The sequence below is a fragment of the Formivibrio citricus genome, assembly GCF_900115065.1.
In the GTDB taxonomy this organism is placed as follows: Bacteria; Pseudomonadota; Gammaproteobacteria; order Burkholderiales; family Chitinibacteraceae; genus Formivibrio; species Formivibrio citricus.
In genome coordinates this window covers 25,097-42,360 of the sequence record NZ_FOVE01000009.1, presented here as the reverse complement: position 1 = coordinate 42,360, position 17,264 = coordinate 25,097, and the positions used below count along the sequence as shown (strand labels likewise).

Below are 17,264 nucleotides of genomic sequence, written 5' to 3'. Positions count from 1 at the left end.
TAATCACTTATCTCAGGGAGAAGAACCATGAGCAACCTCACCGGAAAAACCCGCGGCGGCGCCGACTGGACGCCGGAATTCGTCACCGCCATCAACCAGAAAACCTGCATCGGCTGCGGCCGCTGCTACAAGGTCTGCCCGCGCGACGTGCTGAACCTGATCGAGTTCGAAAACGAAGACGAAGACTACGATTCCGACAGCCAAAGCATGGTCATGGCCATTGAAGACGAAGCCGACTGCATCGGCTGCGGTGCCTGCACCCGCGTTTGCCCGAAGGACTGTTACTCGCATTCGCCGCTGGAGGTCTGAAAACCACTTGTGGGAGCGGTTGCAAACCGCGAAATGCGCTCGACTGAGCCACGGTTTTTCGCGGACTTTGTCCGCTCCCACAACCGGCTTGTTCAATCGAAGCCGGAAATAGTTGAGTGCTGTGCCTGGAGCCATTGGTACCGGTTCCTCTGTGCGTTTGGCCCGCCCCTGTGGCGGGCTTTTTTTGTCTGGGAAATTTATCTGGTTCGTCATTCCGGCGCAGGCCGGAATCCAGTTTGTTATGCGCCTGCCGGCGCGGTGATTTGGGTGCGGGTTTCCGCCCCGCCTACGGGAAAGGGGAATTGTCTCGCCAATTCCCCTTTCATCCCCAAGGCGACCCCGCCTGGCGGCCCTCCGGGCTGCCCTCGGTCGGTCGCGAGCCTGGGTCTCGCTCCACTTCCTCGGCGCTGGCCGAGGGGACGGAAAACCGCCTGCCTTGGTTGCCACAGTGTGATTGGTGTAATCTTCGATTCAACATGCTGCACCTGCCCGGATTAAACGACTCCAACAGCAAACCGCAGAAACATTAAATCTTGTGCCGTCACAAGCCCTGACCCCGCTGGGTTAACGATAGTGACGGTTTATTTGAATATGCCGCCAGTGGTGGCGATACCACGTTCGTCACATGAATGCACTTACCGTCTTAGACAGAAATTTTCCTTGGTGCCTCGAGTGGGATGACAATTCTTTTTGCGGGCGTCTCCATGAAGACTCAACTTGGCACCTCGACGAATACTGGCTGCTTGAATGGGCTCTTTTCGAGCTTGTAGCTAGTCCAGCACGCGATGCACAACTAAATTGGAAAGTCTTCCGTATCTTTAGCTCAACCCTCATGTCTCTAAGCGCGCATCTCGATAGCAAGGACGGCTACAAGATCCGTAATCTTAAAACAGAGCAAGTGTATGAATGCCGAGAGCGTCTTCAGCTTGTGTTTGAAGGTTTCTTTTCCGGCAATATGCCTGCGATAAGTCAATGTTTCGATCTACCAAACCCTTTACTCCAGTCGAGCGGCTAATCGAAATAAGAATAGAGATCGGTGGGGCTGTCCCAATTGATTTGCACCGAATACACAATTCACACCGCGTACGGTGCACAAACAGACCGTAGGGCGCAATCGAAGCGAAGTGCATTGCGCCGGATAAAATGCTTTACCCTCCGCGGCAACATCACACTGGAATTCTTAAGATGCGATTCTTCTTTGCGCTATTTTTGATGTTCTTTGCCACAACATTCGCCCAAGCCGGCGCATGGGGAGAAGGAGCCTTTGACAATGACGATGCCTTGGACTGGGTAGCGCAATGTACAAGGTCAAAAGACATCACTCCCGTAAGTCGCGCGCTCCAGGCAGTCCTGAGCACTGAGTACATTGAAGCCCCGGAAGGTTCGGCTGCCATTGCTGCGGCGGAAGTCGTAGCCTCTGCCTTCAGAATCAATGGGGTCAGACTCGATTGATTTTCGCCGAATACACAATCCGCAACACCTCTTCGCCTAAGGATTCACATCGCCTGCGGCGACCCGGATTACGCCGTTGCACGGCTAATCCAGGCTACGCAATTCCGAACCGCCACCATGGCAGACGGTTTACCTTCCCCTTGAGCCCGCCGAGCATCGCAGATTGGCGCGGAGGTTTCGGCGAGGACTGTTTGAGGCCGCAGGCCGAGTTCCTCAGCCGCCGCGACAATCGAGAAGCGCAGGGAACCCGGAGGGCGGGCGATGGGGTCGCCTTGGGGGTGAAGGGGGGCTTGGCGAAGCAAGCCCCCCTTCCTGCCCGCCGTGCGGAAACGGCACCCAAACAACGCGCCGACAGGCGCTTAACCTCTGGATTCCGGCCTGCGCCGGAATGACCACCCCAGCTTTGTCGCATCTGCAACACCGCTGCATTTTGTACTGTCGCAATGGCGCCACTACATCGCGCCAGCCTCCCGCCCAACCCAGCAATATCAAGCCTTCCGCCGCTTGCACCCTTTGGCACGCCCCTTGCTGCGAATGAGTCGCACAGACACATTCCGACAAGGGGACCACCATGTGGGACTACACAGAAAAGGTCAAAGACCACTTTTTCAACCCGCGCAATGCCGGCGAGCTCAAGGAAGCCAATGCGGTCGGTGAGATCGGCTCTATCAGTTGTGGCGATGCACTGCGCCTGCAGCTCAAGGTCGATCCGAACAACGACATCATCCTCGATGCGCGCTTCCAGACTTTCGGCTGCGGCTCGGCGATTGCCTCCTCCTCGGCGCTGACCGAGATGATCAAGGGCAAGACGCTCGACGAGGCGCTGCAGGTTTCCAACCAGGACATCGCCGATTTCCTCGACGGACTGCCGCCGGAAAAGATGCACTGCTCGGTGATGGGGCGCGAGGCGCTGCAGGCGGCGATTGCGAACTACCGCGGCGAGACATTTCACGACGATCACGAAGAAGGCGAGCTGGTCTGCAAGTGCTTCGCCATCGATTCCAAGCTGATCGAAGACGTGGTGCGCGCCAACCAGCTCACCACGGTCGAGCAGGTCACGCACTACACCAAGGCTGGCGGCGCTTGCGCGACCTGCCATGAAAAAATCGAGAACCTGATTACCAAGGTATTGGCCAAAGTCGAAGCCGCGCCTGCCCCCGAAGCCCCCGCTTTCGTGGTTCGCCCCCAGCCCAGCGGCAAGCTGGCGCGCCTGAAAAAGATCGAGGCGGTGATCGAAACGATCCGCCCGATGCTGCAGAACGACCATGGCGACATCGAGCTGGTCGACGTCGACGACATGCATATCTTCGTCAAGCTGCTGGGCGGATGCGTGGGCTGCCAGATGGAAAAAATGACGCTGGCCGGCATCGAACAGAAACTGCGCATCGAACTCGGCGAGCCGATACAGCTCGTTCCTGTTAGCGATTGGGGATAGCCCAGATCGTCACCCCGGCGCAGGCCGGGGTCCAGGGCAATGACTGAAAACCACTGGATTCCGGCCTGCGCCGGAATGACGGCCCAAACCGAAGCTCGACGCCTTTGCAGGAGAGAACCAATGAACGCCATCTACCTCGACAACAACGCCACCACGGCCTGCGATCCGGAAGTGGTTTCCGCGATGCTGCCCTTCTTCACCGAGCAATACGGCAACCCGTCTTCGATGCACCAGTTCGGCAGCCGCGTCGGCGGCGCCATCGCCGAAGCGCGCCGCGAAGTGCAGGCGCTGCTGGGCGCGGCGCACGACAGCGAAATCGTGTTCACTTCATGCGCCACCGAATCGAACAACACCGCGATTCTTTCCGCGCTCAAGGTGCAGGAAGGCCGGCGCGAGATCATCACCTCCGCCGTCGAACACCCGGCGATCCTCAGCTTGTGCAAGCATCTGGCCGAGCACGAAGGCTACACGCTGCACGTGCTGCCGGTGGACGGGCGCGGGCGGATCGATCTTGGCTACTACGAGAACCTGCTCTCGGAGCAAACTGCGCTCGTGAGCATCACGTGGGCCAACAACGAGACCGGCACGCTGTTCCCGGTGCTGAAAATGGCCGAGATGGCCAAGGGCGTGGGCGCGCTGTTCCATACCGATGCGGTGCAGGCCGCCGGCAAGGCGCCGATCAACCTCAAGGACAGCGCCATCGACATGCTGTCGATCTCCGGCCACAAGCTGCATGCGCCCAAGGGCATCGGCGCGCTCTACCTGCGCCGCGGTATGCGCTACCGCCCGATGCTGCGCGGCGGGCACCAGGAACGCGGCCGCCGCGCCGGTACGGAAAACGTCACCGGCATCGTCGGCCTGGGTATTGCCGCCAAACTGGCGCGCGAGCACATGCAAGCCGAGTGGACCACCGTGAAGCGCCTGCGCGACCGCCTCGAAGCCGGCATCCTGCTGCAAACGCCGTATGCCTTCGTGACCGGCGACACCGAAAACCGCCTGCCCAATACCGCGAACATCGCGTTCGAGTACATCGAGGGCGAGGCCATCCTGCTGCACCTGAATCACGCTGGCATCGCCGCATCGAGCGGATCGGCCTGCACTTCGGGCTCGCTGGAGCCGTCGCACGTGATGCGCGCCATGGGGATTCCCTACACCGCCGCGCACGGCACGGTGCGCTTCTCGCTTTCGCGCTACACCACCGAAGCCGAGATCGACCGCGCCATCGCCGCCGTGCCGCAGATCATCGCCAAGCTCAGAAAGCTCTCGCCCTACTGGGGTGAAACCGGCCCGGCGCAAAAGGCTTTCCAGCCGGAATACGCCTGAACCTTAAAACCGGGCTCACCACGAAGCACACGAAGAACACCAAGGAACACCTCTCAAGGCTTCGCTTTTCTTCGTGATCTTTGTGTTCTTTGTGGTGAGACGATTTGGAAGGATTGAACATGAACGTCACCCTCCACGACACCACCCTGCGCGACGGGGAACAGGCGGCCGGCGTGGCTTTCACGCTGACCGAAAAGGTCGCCATCGCCGAAGCGCTGGTCGCTGCCGGCATCACCGAGATCGAGGCCGGAACGCCGGCGATGGGCCGCGACGAATGCGAGGCAATCCGCGCCATGGCCCCGCTCGGCGCCAAGCTCACCGGCTGGGGCCGCATGTGCCACGAGGATTTCACCGCCTGCGCCAAACTGCCGCTGACACGCATCAATCTCTCGATCCCGGCTTCCGACCAGCAACTGGAAAATAAGGTCGGCAAGCCGCGCAGTTGGGCGCTGGAACAGATCCGCATCTGGATTCCGCGCGCCCGCGATCTAGGCTTTACCGTCACGCTGGGCATGGAAGATTCCAGCCGCGCCGATGCGGCCTTCCTCGCCGAGCTGGCCGCCACCGCGCAGGAAGCCGGCGCCGACCGCATCCGCTACGCCGACACGCTCGGCCTGCACGATCCGTTCAGCACCTTCGAGCGCATTGCCACCCTGCGGCAAGCCACGCCGCTCGACATCGAAATCCACGCCCACGACGATCTGGGGCTCGCTACCGCCAACACGCTCGCCGCGATCCGCGCCGGGGCGACGCACGTGAACACCACGGTCAACGGGCTGGGCGAGCGCGCCGGCAATGCGGCGCTCGAAGAAATCGCCGTGGCGCTCAAGACCTTGTTCAACGACGAGGCCGGGCTGCGCCTGACGCGCCTGCCCGCGCTGGCCCAACTCGTCGCACTGGCCGCCCGCCGCCCCGTCACCCCGCAGCAACCGGGAATCGGCTCCGGCGTGTTCCTGCACGAATCCGGCATCCACGTCGACGGGCTGATGAAAGACCCGGCCAATTATCAGGTGGTCGATCCGGCTTGGCTGGGGCGGCACCACGAATGGCAGCTCGGCAAGCATTCCGGCAGCCAGTCGGTGATCCGCTTCTGCGCCGACAACGGCCTCTACATCGATCGCAATACCGCACAGGAACTGCTGCCGCGCCTGCGGCGCTTCGCCAGCCAGTACAAGCGCGCGCCGGAGTTTTCGGAGTTGAGGAGCTGGATTGGTGAGGCGCATTTGGAAATGGGGACACATTAGCCCCCTCTCCCTGACAGGGAAAGGGCCGGGGTGAGGGTAAATGGCCAGCGTCGGAAGATACGTCCGGCCTCACCCCCACCCTAACCCTCCCCCTGAAATGGGGAGGGAATACTTCACAAGGAGCACCAAATGACCACGATCACCGCCGACTGGCAACAGGATTTCGCCGAACTCGAAAGCGCCGAGGATTACTGCAATTTCTTCGGCATCGACTACGACAAGGGACTGCTGGCACGCAACCGGCTGGCCGTGCTGCAACGCTTCCACGATCTGCTGCCGCAGGACTGGGGCGCGCTGGATTACGCCGAGCTGCGCACGCTGTTCGGCATGGCCTACGCCAACCTGGCGCATTCCAGTGCGCGCGACGAACAACTGTTCAAGGTCTTCAAGCCGCAGATCGTCGGCATTCCGCTGTCCGCCATCGGCGGGCGGCGCAAGGGGGCGGTATGCCACTGAAGAGCCAATTCCAGGCCGGCGATGCCGTGCGCGTACTGCGGCCGATCCGCAACGACGGCACCTATCCCGGCAAGGCGCGGGGCGAGTTGCTGATACGGCGCGGCAGCAAGGGCGTGGTGCAGGATGTCGGCACCTTCCTTCAGGACCAGATCATCTACGCCGTGCTGTTCATCGACGAAAACCGCATCGTCGGCTGCCGCGAGGAAGAAGTACAGGCCGCCGGCGATCCGTGGATTGCCCACCGCTTCGACAGCCGCGACCGCGTGCGCGCCGCCGGCCATCTCTCGATCGGCGGCGAAATCCGCGCCCGTGCCGGCGACATCGGCCAGGTCATGAAAGTGCTGAACCAGAGCGAGCCGGTGCAATACCAGGTGATTTTTGGCGACCGCATCCTGCAGCTTCCGGAAACCCTGCTCACGGAGATCAACCCCGATGCAGACGCTGGCTTATCTTGAATTCCAGACCGCCCAGGCGCACCACGGTAAACCCGTGGCGCAACTGAGCACGGCGGAAAAACAGGCTGTCCATCAGGAAGCCGTGCGCCAGTGGCAACTGGAGGAAAAAATCCTCGCCACGCCCGAAGCGCTCGCCTGCATCGTCGAGCCCGCAAGCCAGGACGATGCCCTGACCACTCTGCGCAACCGCTACCCGGACCGCGGCAGCTTTCTCGCCGATCTGGCCGCCAACGGCATGAACGAAACGCTGCTGAAAGAAGCGCTGGCGCGCGAACTGCGCGTGGATGCCGTCCTCACGCTCGTCGCGGCCCGCGCGCCCCGCGTCAGCGAGCAAGACGCGGAAATCTTCTACTGGCAGCACATCGAGCGCTTCAAGGTGCCGGAAACGCGCGAGGCGCGGCATATCCTCGTCACCATCAACGACACACTGGCCGGCAACCACCGCGACGAAGCGCGCGCGCGCATCGAATCCATCGCAGCACAACTCGCTGCCCAACCGGAAAGATTCGCCGATCTGGCGCTGCAATACTCCGAATGCCCCACCGCGCTGCAAGGCGGCGAGCTGGGTTGGGTGAAAGAGGGCCAGCTCTACCCGGAACTGGACACCACCCTGTTCGGCATGGCCGCCGGGCAAATCAGCGCCACGCTGGAATCGCCGCTCGGTTTTCATGTCCTGCAATGCACGGACATCCGCCCCGCCGAGACCAAGCCCTTCGACGAAATCAAGCAGAAACTGCTCGCCAGCCTGCAGGAGCAGCGCGAGCGGCGGCAGCAGAAAAGCTGGTTGCGGGGTTTAAGTTAGAAGCGTTTGGCGCTATCGTGAGAATGTTGGGGGCAATCCCGCCCCGGTCACAAGGAGATTCTCATGAGCAAAGGTTTTTTCAAGGCACTCGCCGGCACATTCCTGCTTGCCGGAGCAAGCATGGCTTGGGGCGCTTCAAGCCATCATACGCCGGGCGGCTCATCGATCACTTGCGAGAACATCCCATCTTTCAACGCCCAGAAGCGGGTAAGTTCGTGCATATTGCACGGCAATTCCAGCTATCACACGCCGGGCGGTTCCAGCATCACCTGCAAGGCCAAGACATCGATCCACTTCGATCAAAAAGGACGAGTGACAACATGCTCGCTGGCCGGCAATTCCAGCTATCACACCCCCGGCGGCTCCAGTATTACCTGCAAATCAGGAACCGTGATCAACTTCAATGAAACAGGCCGGGTCACATCCTGCTCGCTCGCTGGCAACTCCAGCTACCACACGCCAGGCGGTTCCAGCATCACCTGTAAAGCCGGAACATCGATCCACTTCGATACGAAGGGCCGTGTTTCCTCCTGCACACTGGCAGGCAACTCCAGCTACCATCTGCCCAATGGTTCTTCTGTGACCTGCAAGGGTGGGCAAGGAATCTCGTTCGATGACAAGGGCAGGGTAAGGAGCTGCGGCCAATAACGCCCACACGGTACCCGCTCGCAAACCCCGCCCCGATCGACAGGGCGGGGTTTTTCTTGTCCCCAAAACAAGGCAACCCGAACCAGTTTGGTGCAGCTTGCCGGCCCACTCTGCCCCCCTCCCGCTGACAACACAGAGACGCAAACCTCCCGACTCGCATAAAGCCGTCATCCCCGCCTGCGCCGGCAGGATGTCATTTTCTCTCCTGGTACTTTTGTCACCCCGCAACCGACTGGCACGGAACCTGCATCACATTAGTCAATATTATTGACCAACAAAAGGGAGCCGTGAAAATGCTGCTGACATCACTCCCCCCCGATCGCCACCTCGTTGCCTCGTTGACGGCCTCGCCCGTCGTGAGCCTGCTGACGCTGCCCGAGTTGCGCACCTACCGCCTGGAACGCGCCCTGATGCCGCGCGCGGGTTCAGCCAAAGACAAAAAGACCGATGCGCCCACGTTCGGTTGGCTATTTGCAGAACGCGTACTCCTCTCTCCCGCCGTACTGCTGATGGTTTCGTTGTTCTACGCCGCGCGAGCCTGGTTCGCCGCCCTGCCGGCCATCGCCCGCCATGGCTTGGCGCTGACGCTCTTCCTGCTGGTCGCCGGCCTGACCGAGCCGGTTTACGCCCCGCACTCCTGGAGCGATCCGGGTTCATTCATGACCGAAGGACGGATGGGGCGGGCGATGCGCCACCGGGTGGATTTGGGCGGGGTGACACACTCCTGATCGCCTGTTTTATTTCACATCAAAAACTGAATCCCGTAATCGCCACTCTACGCCGAACCATTGTCTACAGCACTGTCGGCTCCACCACATCAGCCAGCCATTTTGTAACACTCACCACACAATCTTTGGCACCCCATGCGTCATATCCAGGCAAATATGACGCACCGCTCATGCCCGATACGCTTCGTACGCCACCACACGCAAGCCCCTGATTTCGCTATATCCGTGCCGATATAACCTGCGATACCCGAGCCGCGAAAACCGCCTCAATCCACGCCGTTTCCCCGCCGGCACGCCGTCCTGGCACGACTGCTGCTCAAGCTGTCTCATACCGGCACACCCAAGGTTGTCATGCCATGAACACTCCCCACCCCAAACTGGTCGGTCATTTTTCGGTCGATACGGAATCCGGCAGCTATCTGGGCGCGACCCGCATCCGCCTGCTGGAAGCCATCGAGCGCCACGGCTCGATCACCAAGGCGGCGCGTGCAGTGCCGTTGTCCTACAAGGCAGCATGGGATGCCATCGACGCGATGAACAACCTGTCCGAGCAAGCGCTGGTCACTCGCACGGCCGGCGGCAAGAACGGCGGCGGCACCACGCTGACCGATTACGGCCGCAAGATCGTGGCGCTGTACCGGGCCATGGAGCAGGAATACCAGCACACGCTCGACCGCCTTGCCGGCAAGATGGCGCACCTCGAAGGCGGCGACATCCGTGATTTCCAGACCCTGCTGCGGCGCATGTCGATCAAGGCCAGCGCGCGCAACCAGTTCGCCGGGCCCATCGTGGCACTGCGCGAAGGGGCGGTCAGCGTCGAAGTCTGCCTGCGGCTCGACGAAGCCAACGAGATCGTCGCGCTCGTCACGCGCGAAAGCGCGGAAAACCTCGGCCTGTCGCTCGGCAAGGAGGTCCATGCGCTGGTCAAGGCTTCGTCGGTGATCCTGCTGGCCCACGACCACGCCAGCACCAGCGCCCGCAACCAGCTCTGGGGCGAGATCAGCCACATCCACGCCGGCCCGGTGAATGCCGAAGTCACGATGACGCTGCCCGGCGGCAAGACCATCGCCGCCGTCATCACCCGCGAAAGCGTGGAAAACCTGAATCTCTGCGCGGACCAGAAAGCCTGCGCCATTTTCGAAGCCAGCAGCGTCACGCTGGTTTCCTGGGTCTGATTTTCAAAGGAGGATTGCCATGAATCGAGATTTTCCGTTGACCGCAACCCCGTTGAAGGGCCGTTCATGGTTCGACACGCTTTCAAGAAACGGCTGCGGACGCAGAGGGGCGGCGGCTCCCCCCTTTGCAAAAGGGGGGCTGGGGGGGATTTTGCGGCAAGCGTATAAAATGGCAAGGTCCAAATCCCCCTCAATCCCCCTTTTGCAAAGGGGGAGGCAGGGTGCGCCGGCACACTGTTTCCTGCCCGCGCTTTGCCATGCGGTCGCCGGGGCTGCTGCGCTTGCAGCGCTGGCCTCGGGCTCCGTCCGGGCCGACGAAGTGCAGGTCGCCGTCGCCGCCAATTTCTCCGGCCCGATGCAGAAAATCGCCACCGAATTCGAAAAGGACACCGGCCACAAGGCCAGACTGGCCTTCGGCGCTTCGGGCAAGTTCTACGCGCAGATCAGGAACGGCGCGCCGTTCCAGGTGCTCCTGTCCGCCGACGACGAAAAGCCCGCGCAACTGGAAAAAGACGGGCTCGCCGTGCCGGGCAGCCGCTTCACCTACGCCACCGGCAAGCTCGTGCTCTGGTCCGCCAAACCCGGCTTGGTCGACCCGAATGGCGACATCCTGCGCAAGGGCACGTTCAACAAGCTGGCCAACACCTCGCCCAAGCTCGCCCCCTACGGCGCGGCGGCGGAGGAGACTCTGACCCGACTGGGCCTGCTGGCAGCAGTCAGACCGAAGCTGGTACAGGGCGAAAACGTCTCGCAGACCTACCAGTTCATCGCCACCGGCAATGCCGACCTGGGATTCGTGGCGCTGTCGCAGGTCATGGTCGACGGCAAGCTTGCCAAGGGTTCGGTCTGGATCGTGCCGGCCGGCCTGCACGACCCGATCCGCCAGGATGCCGTACTGCTGGTCAAAGGCAGGAACAACCAGGCTGCCGAAGCGCTGCTGGCCTACCTGAAGAGCGGCAAGATCAAGGCGCTGATCCAGCGCAGCGGCTACGAAATCTGATTCCATGCGAGGAACACAGCCATGCTGCTGACCGACAACGACCTGCAGGCCATCTGGCTCACCGTCCGGCTGGCCGGCATCGTCACCCTGATCCTGCTCGTGATCGGCACGCCGATTGCGTGGTGGCTGGCACGCAGCCGCTCGTGGTGGAAAGGCCCGGTCGGCGCGGTGGTGGCGCTGCCGCTGGTACTGCCGCCATCGGTGCTCGGCTTCTACCTGCTGCTGGCGATGGGGCCGAACGGGCCGGTGGGCAAGTTCACCGACTGGCTCGGGCTGGGCGCGCTGCCGTTCACTTTCTGGGGGCTGGTTATTGCCTCGGTGTTCTACTCGCTGCCCTTCATGGTGCAGCCGGTACAGAACGCCTTCGAGGCCATGGGCGAGCGCCCACTGGAAGCCGCCGCCACACTGCGCGCCTCGCCGCTCGCGGCCTTTTTCAAGGTAGCGCTGCCGCTGGCGCTGCCCGGTTTCCTGACCGCCGGCATCCTGACCTTTGCCCATACCGTCGGCGAATTCGGTGTGGTGCTGATGATCGGCGGCAACATTCCGGGCGTCACCCGCGTCGCCTCGGTACAGATCTACGACCATGTAGAAGCGCTGGAATACCTGCATGCGCACCGGCTCTCGGCCGTGATGCTGGTGTTCTCCTTCCTGGTCCTGCTGGCGCTCTATGTCTGGCGCCCCGACAGCAAAAAGGCTTGAACCATGCCCCAGACCGCTCCCAAGAATGTCGGCATCCAGATCCAGCTCTCTCTCGCCTACCCGGCGTTCAGGCTGGAAGTCGATCTCGACCTGCCCGGCCGCGGCGTCACCGCGCTGTTCGGCCACTCCGGTTCCGGCAAAACCACGCTCCTGCGCTGTCTGGCCGGGCTGGAACGCGCACCGCAGGCGCGCATCCACGTCAACGGCCAGTGCTGGCAGGATGGCCGCCATTTCGTTCCCACCCACAAGCGTGCGCTGGGGTATGTATTCCAGGAAGCCAGCCTGTTCCCGCATCTTTCGGTCAGGAAGAATCTGACCTTCGGCCAGCCCGCGTCCAAGGACAAAACCGAGCTGGAAGCGATGGCCGAGCGGCTGGGCATCGCCCACCTGCTGGATCGCGAACCGGAGAGGCTGTCCGGCGGCGAGCGCCAGCGTGTCGCCATCGCCCGCGCCCTGCTGACCCGCCCGCAGATTCTACTGATGGACGAACCGCTCGCCGCGCTCGATCTCAAACGCAAGCAGGAAATCCTGCCCTATCTGGAGCGCCTGCACGACGAGCTGGAGATCCCGCTGGTCTACGTCAGCCACTCGCCCGACGAAGTCGCGCGACTGGCCGATCATCTGGTGCTGATGAACGAAGGCCAGGTCGTCGCCAGCGGCCCGCTGCAGGAAACGCTGGCGCGCATCGACCTGCCCGCCGCGTTTGCCGACGATGCCGGCGTGGTGCTCGATACCACCCTCGGCGCGCATGACGAGGAGGATCGGCTGAGCCGGCTCGATTTCCCCGGCGGGCACCTCTTTGTCAGCCAGCAAAGCCGGCCCATCGGTCATAAATTGCGCTGCCGCATCCACGCCCGCGACGTGAGCCTGGCACTCGAAAAACAACACGACACCAGCATTCTCAACCTGGTTCCGGCGCACGTAACCGGTTACGCCGATACCGACAACCCCGCCAACGTGCTGGTGCGCCTCGACGCCAGCGGCACGCCGCTCTTGGCCCGCATCACCCGCCGCTCATTGCGCATTCTGGATTTGCAACCGGGCAAGCCGGTCTGGGCGCAGATCAAGGCCGTGGCATTGCTCGATTGAGCTTGCTGGCCACGCAAATTGCACCGTCTGTTCATGGGCGCTAAGATGCAATCATTCCTGACATGAAAAAAGGACCATTCGGGTTAGTAGTCCATCACGCGGGTTTGCGTGACTAACAACTTGGCCCGACTACCAATATGGACTGTTCCAGTTACCGAAATTGGCACTCATTCTTTCCCCTGCCCTGCAAGCAAGACCGCCGCGCATCTGCCCAGACTGAAACAGGAGTCCACCCATGGATATCCTGATCCTGATCGGCCTGGTGGTGCTCAACGGCGTCTTTGCCATGTCCGAGATTGCTCTCGTGACTGCGCGCAAGGCGCGCCTGATGAAGCTGGCCTCGGACGGCGACCATGCGGCCTCCGTGGCGCTCAAGCTGGGCGAAGACCCCACCCGTTTCCTGTCCACGATCCAGATCGGCATTACCTCGATCAGCATCCTCAACGGTATCGTCGGCGAAGCGGTGCTCGCCGCGCCGCTTGCCCAAAAGCTGCTTGAACTCGGCGTTCCGAATGCCACGGCCCATGTTTCGGCCACGGCAGTCGTCGTGGTTCTGGTCACCTATATCTCGATTGTCATCGGCGAACTGGTGCCCAAGCGGATCGGGCAGCTCAATCCCGAAACCATCGCGCGTCTGGTGGCGCGCCCGATGCAGGCGCTGGCATTCATCACCCGCCCCTTCGTCGTCCTGCTCACGGTCTCGACCCATGCGCTGCTCAAGCTCATCGGCGCCCGGCAAACCAGCCAGAGCAGCGTCACCGAAGAAGAAATACACGCCATGCTCGAAGAGGGCTCGGAAGCCGGCGTGATCGAACAGCACCAGCACGAGATGGTCCGCAACGTGTTCCGTCTCGATGCCCGCCCGCTCGGCTCGCTGATGGTTCCGCGCTCGGACATCGTGTACCTCGATACCAAGCTGCCCTTCGAGGAAAACCTGCAACGCCTGATCGCATCTGAGCATTCCCGCTTTCCGGTCTGCGATGGCGGTCTCGACACCGTACTGGGCATCATTCACGCCAAACAGGTATTGGCCAGCGTCGCCCGGGGCGAAGCACTGGATTTTTCCGCCCACCTGCATACCGGCATCTATGTGCCGGAAACCCTGACCGGCATGGAATTGCTGGAACACTTCCGCACCAACAACATACAGATGGCTTTCGTGATCGACGAATACGGAGAAATCGAAGGCATCGTCACCCTGCAGGACGTACTCGAAGCCGTGACCGGCGAATTCGCATCGTCCAACGAAGAAGATTCCTGGGCCGTGCAGCGGGCAGACGGCTCCTGGTTGCTCGACGGCGCGATTCCGATCCCGGAAATGAAAGACCGGCTCGAACTGAAAGCCGCGCCGGAAGAAGACAAGGGCCGTTACCACACCCTGAGCGGCATGGTCATGCTGCTTTTGGGCCGCGTTCCGGAAACCGGCGACCACTGCGACTGGGAAGGCTGGCGCTTCGAGGTCGCCGACATGGACGGCAAACGCATCGACAAGGTGCTGGCCTCGCCGCTTCCCGAAAACACACCGGACGCTCCGACGGAACAGCCACACTGATCCAGCCAGACAAGAAACCGTTCAGGCCGAAACCTGAACGGTTTTTTAAGAACCTGTTCACGATCTGTCGCGAGAAGCCGTCAGCGGGGCGAAGAGCAGCGCAGGAACCGGAGTTTATGCGGATAAATGAGGATTCCGAGCAGCACATGAGCCCCGATCACGGTTTCGCAGCAAGATTGTGAACAGGTTCTAACGCCAGTTTCCGGGCTGGTGCAGCCGCTACAGCGCCAGGAAAGCGATCATCGCCACGGCGGTTGGCGGCAGCGCTGCAATCAACAACCCGAACGGGTGAACAGCCTTTTCGTCAAAGCCGTCCCGCAGAATGGCGATACCGGCGGGGTTGGGCGCATTGGCAATCACCGTCAAACCACCTCCCGTGACGGCTCCCGCCACCAGCGCCACCTTGAAGTCCAGACTCAAGCCTTCGACCAGAGAGCCCAGATAGGTCAAGGCAGCGTTGTCGGTGATAGCCGTCAGTATCGTGGTGCCGAAAAATACGGTCGTCGCGTCCATTCTCATCAGGATCGGCTGTAGCCACCATTGTTGCAGCCCGCCCAGCACCACCAACCCGGCAAGGAAAAATGCCACCAGCAAGGCTTCGCGCAGGATCAGCGGGTTCTGATGCCGCTGGTAGGCAGAGGCAACCCCGAGAAACAACAGGAACACCCCCATGAACACGGCGGGATGATGCGCAAACACCACCAGCACCGCCAGGAACAGCAAATGCACCAGCATGATGGGAAGCGGAACCGGGCGCGTATCGGCGCGGGCTGGCGGCTCCATGCTCCCGATCTGGCGGCGGAACAGCCAGGTTGCCACGCCTGCGTTGAGCATGACGGCCAGGGCGGCTTTCCAGCCGAAGGTCGTCATCATGAACCCGATATCCCAATTCCATTTCCCCGCCACCATCAGCACCGGCGGCGCGGCAAACGGCGTCAGCGTGCCGCCGATCGAAATGTTCACGAACAGCACGCCGATCGTGGCGTATTTGAGCCGGGTTGAAACCTCACCGGAAAACAGCCAGTCCCGCAGCATCAGCGCCGCCAGCGTCATGGCCGCGGGTTCGGTGATGAACGAACCGCTCAAGGGGATAAAAGCCAACAGCAGGAAATACATGGCCATGCCCCGGTTGAGCGGTATGAAGCGCGCGATGCCTTGCACGGCGGTGGCCATGAATTGCAGCACAGGCCGTGTTCCCGCGATCACCATGATGGCGAAAACGAACATCGGCTCCGTGAAATTCCGGGAATCCAGATAGGTAACAGCAACCCGTTTGCCATCGACCGCGAACATGAACAGCATCAGGACCATGGCCCAGAAGCCGAAAACGATCTCGACTTCGCCCAGCAAATGCCAGACGCCCGCGTGGCGGGAATGCCGATGGGCGAGATGCTCGAAGAATTTGGTGGAAAACGTATGGATCAGCGCCAGCGCAAAGATAACGGCGCCGAACGCCTCGGTGGCGTGGCTGGGCAGAAGGTTCATGGTCGCAACACTCCGCAATGGCGGCCCGACCATCGCATGAACCTGTAGCATCGAACACCGATGCTGACACCCGATACGATTTTACCTGTTCTTGCGGCGTTGCAACAACCATGCATAAACGAATCCGGAGCCTTTTGGTTGCATCCTTTATGTCCTTTTTCTCGACAATGCCAGCTCCCGCCGGTAGCCTGTCCGCTCGCAAATGCTTGAGGAAACGTCATGACGGAAGCGCTTATGATCACGCTGACTGGCATTGCCTGGCCTGCGGCCCTTGCCATAGCGTGGATTGCCGGAGAGCTTGGGTATCGCTGGTTTTCGCTGCCGCGCATCAGCAGTTACGGCATCGCCGGTTTTTTCATGGCGGCAAGCCAGGGCGGCTTTCTGGCCGATCCGTCGGGCAGTGCCGTTGCCCAGTTGGCCGACTTCGCCTTCGCCCTGATTCTTTTCGAGCTGGGTTACCGGATCAACCTGCGCTGGCTGCAAGCCAACCCCTGGCTAGGCGTGACCAGTCTGGCCGAAGCCGCGGGAACCTTCATCGCCGTTTTTCTGTTGGCCCAAGCGTTTTCCATGCCGATGATGCCAGCGTTGCTGCTAGCCGCGCTGGCGATGTCCACCTCGCCGGCTGCGTTGCTGCGCGTTGCCAACGAGCTCAAGAGTTCGGGCCAGGTCACCGAGCGCATGCTGCATCTTTCCGCCTTTAACTGCGTGCTGGCAGTCATTGTTTTCCGGATCATCATCGGCTACTGGATGCTGGCCGATTCCGGCAGTGTTTTCCTGGGAATCTGGAACAGCGTGGTCGTACTCGTGGCCTCGGCGGGCCTGGGCGCTTTGTTCGGCATTGCCACGCCCGGTTTCCTGAGAAGCATCGGCAACGTAGACAAAAACGCCACCGTGACCTTTGCCCTGGCCGCCTTGCTGCTCACCGCGGTCTCTCATGCCTTCAAGTTTTCTCCCATCCTGGCCGCGCTGGCCTTCGGTCTGGTCAGCCGGCACCGGCGGGTCGTGCTCTCCCAGGCGCACCGCAATTTCGGGGCGCTCGGCGATTTGTTGACCGTTCTGCTGTTTGTTTTCGTGACCGCCTCCCTTGAATGGAAACAAGTCATCCTGGGTATCGAACTGGCCTTGCCTGTCGTGCTGGTCCGCCTTGCGGTCAAAACGATTGCCACAACCGCGTTTGCCCGTCTGGGCGGCATTACCTGGCGCAAGGGCGCATTGACCGGGCTGGCCATGATGCCGATGTCGGTTTTCGTCATCCTGCTGCTGGAGCAGGCCCGCCACCTGGAGATCGGAGCGCTTGAGCAAGTTTCGGGCGTGGCAGCAATCGCGCTGCTGCTTGAGGTTCTCGGCCCCATCCTCACCCAGCGCGCTCTGATCTGGGCCAAGGAAACCCATCACACGGAGGAGCACTGATC

General features: G+C 61.6%; 18 protein-coding genes. 17 read left to right on the top strand and 1 reads right to left on the bottom strand.

Annotated elements, in window-relative coordinates:
* The first annotated feature begins 27 nt into the window (after positions 1-27).
* The 16 genes from fdxB (at position 28) to BMZ36_RS07230 (ending at position 14,367) form a co-directional block, all read left to right on the top strand.
* Positions 28-309 (top strand): ferredoxin III, nif-specific, encoded by a 282-nt coding sequence (gene fdxB / locus BMZ36_RS07305; RefSeq protein WP_091193663.1) that lies wholly within the window; start codon positions 28-30, stop codon positions 307-309.
* A gap of 625 nt (positions 310-934) precedes the next feature.
* Positions 935-1,324, top strand: a complete 390-nt coding sequence (locus tag BMZ36_RS07300) for an Imm41 family immunity protein (protein ID WP_091193658.1) — start codon at positions 935-937, stop codon at positions 1,322-1,324.
* A 170-nt stretch (positions 1,325-1,494) separates the two neighbouring features.
* Positions 1,495-1,761 carry a DUF4259 domain-containing protein gene (locus BMZ36_RS07295; RefSeq protein WP_177187818.1) on the top strand — a complete coding sequence of 89 codons (267 nt, stop codon included), beginning with the start codon at positions 1,495-1,497 and terminating at the stop codon, positions 1,759-1,761.
* 571 nt (positions 1,762-2,332) lie between these two features.
* The gene (gene nifU, locus BMZ36_RS07290; protein WP_091193650.1) at positions 2,333-3,196 is read left to right on the top strand and encodes a Fe-S cluster assembly protein NifU; all 864 of its coding nucleotides are present in this window, start codon (positions 2,333-2,335) and stop codon (positions 3,194-3,196) included.
* A 120-nt stretch (positions 3,197-3,316) separates the two neighbouring features.
* Positions 3,317-4,519 carry a cysteine desulfurase NifS gene (gene nifS, locus BMZ36_RS07285; RefSeq protein WP_091193647.1) on the top strand — a complete coding sequence of 401 codons (1,203 nt, stop codon included), beginning with the start codon at positions 3,317-3,319 and terminating at the stop codon, positions 4,517-4,519.
* A gap of 119 nt (positions 4,520-4,638) precedes the next feature.
* Positions 4,639-5,763, top strand: coding sequence for a homocitrate synthase (nifV, locus tag BMZ36_RS07280; RefSeq protein ID WP_091193644.1), 1,125 nt, complete (start codon positions 4,639-4,641; stop codon positions 5,761-5,763).
* Between the two features lie 129 nt (positions 5,764-5,892).
* Entirely contained in the window at positions 5,893-6,219 is a 327-nt protein-coding gene (locus BMZ36_RS07275) for a nitrogenase-stabilizing/protective protein NifW (protein ID WP_091193640.1), read from the top strand.
* Positions 6,210-6,674, top strand: a complete 465-nt coding sequence (locus BMZ36_RS07270) for a nitrogen fixation protein NifZ (RefSeq protein WP_218142660.1) — start codon at positions 6,210-6,212, stop codon at positions 6,672-6,674. The genes BMZ36_RS07275 and BMZ36_RS07270 overlap by 10 nt, the downstream gene beginning before the upstream one ends.
* Positions 6,652-7,476 carry a nitrogen fixation protein NifM gene (nifM, locus tag BMZ36_RS07265; protein ID WP_091193636.1) on the top strand — a complete coding sequence of 275 codons (825 nt, stop codon included), beginning with the start codon at positions 6,652-6,654 and terminating at the stop codon, positions 7,474-7,476. The genes BMZ36_RS07270 and nifM overlap by 23 nt, the downstream gene beginning before the upstream one ends.
* 63 nt (positions 7,477-7,539) lie before the next feature.
* Positions 7,540-8,124: a hypothetical protein gene (locus tag BMZ36_RS07260; protein WP_091193633.1), complete on the top strand. Its 585-nt coding sequence runs from the start codon at positions 7,540-7,542 to the stop codon at positions 8,122-8,124.
* 293 nt (positions 8,125-8,417) lie between these two features.
* Positions 8,418-8,852 (top strand): hypothetical protein, encoded by a 435-nt coding sequence (locus BMZ36_RS07255; protein WP_091193629.1) that lies wholly within the window; start codon positions 8,418-8,420, stop codon positions 8,850-8,852.
* A gap of 356 nt (positions 8,853-9,208) precedes the next feature.
* Positions 9,209-10,027, top strand: a complete 819-nt coding sequence (locus BMZ36_RS07250) for a TOBE domain-containing protein (protein WP_091193625.1) — start codon at positions 9,209-9,211, stop codon at positions 10,025-10,027.
* Between the two features lie 169 nt (positions 10,028-10,196).
* Positions 10,197-11,027, top strand: a complete 831-nt coding sequence (gene modA, locus BMZ36_RS07245; RefSeq protein ID WP_091193617.1) for a molybdate ABC transporter substrate-binding protein — start codon at positions 10,197-10,199, stop codon at positions 11,025-11,027.
* Between the two features lie 21 nt (positions 11,028-11,048).
* Positions 11,049-11,726, top strand: a complete 678-nt coding sequence (modB, locus tag BMZ36_RS07240) for a molybdate ABC transporter permease subunit (protein ID WP_091193614.1) — start codon at positions 11,049-11,051, stop codon at positions 11,724-11,726.
* 3 nt (positions 11,727-11,729) lie between these two features.
* Entirely contained in the window at positions 11,730-12,815 is a 1,086-nt protein-coding gene (gene modC / locus BMZ36_RS07235; RefSeq protein WP_091193611.1) for a molybdenum ABC transporter ATP-binding protein, read from the top strand.
* A gap of 235 nt (positions 12,816-13,050) precedes the next feature.
* Positions 13,051-14,367 carry a hemolysin family protein gene (locus tag BMZ36_RS07230; protein ID WP_091193608.1) on the top strand — a complete coding sequence of 439 codons (1,317 nt, stop codon included), beginning with the start codon at positions 13,051-13,053 and terminating at the stop codon, positions 14,365-14,367.
* Positions 14,368-14,586: 219 nt separating this feature from the next.
* On the opposite strand, the gene BMZ36_RS07225 is transcribed toward BMZ36_RS07230, so the two are convergent.
* Positions 14,587-15,852, bottom strand: a complete 1,266-nt coding sequence (locus BMZ36_RS07225) for a putative Na+/H+ antiporter (protein WP_218142659.1) — start codon at positions 15,850-15,852, stop codon at positions 14,587-14,589.
* 219 nt (positions 15,853-16,071) lie between these two features.
* Between BMZ36_RS07225 and BMZ36_RS07220 the strand changes: the two genes are divergently transcribed.
* Positions 16,072-17,262, top strand: a complete 1,191-nt coding sequence (locus BMZ36_RS07220; protein ID WP_091193602.1) for a cation:proton antiporter — start codon at positions 16,072-16,074, stop codon at positions 17,260-17,262.
* Positions 17,263-17,264: the final 2 nt, after the last annotated feature.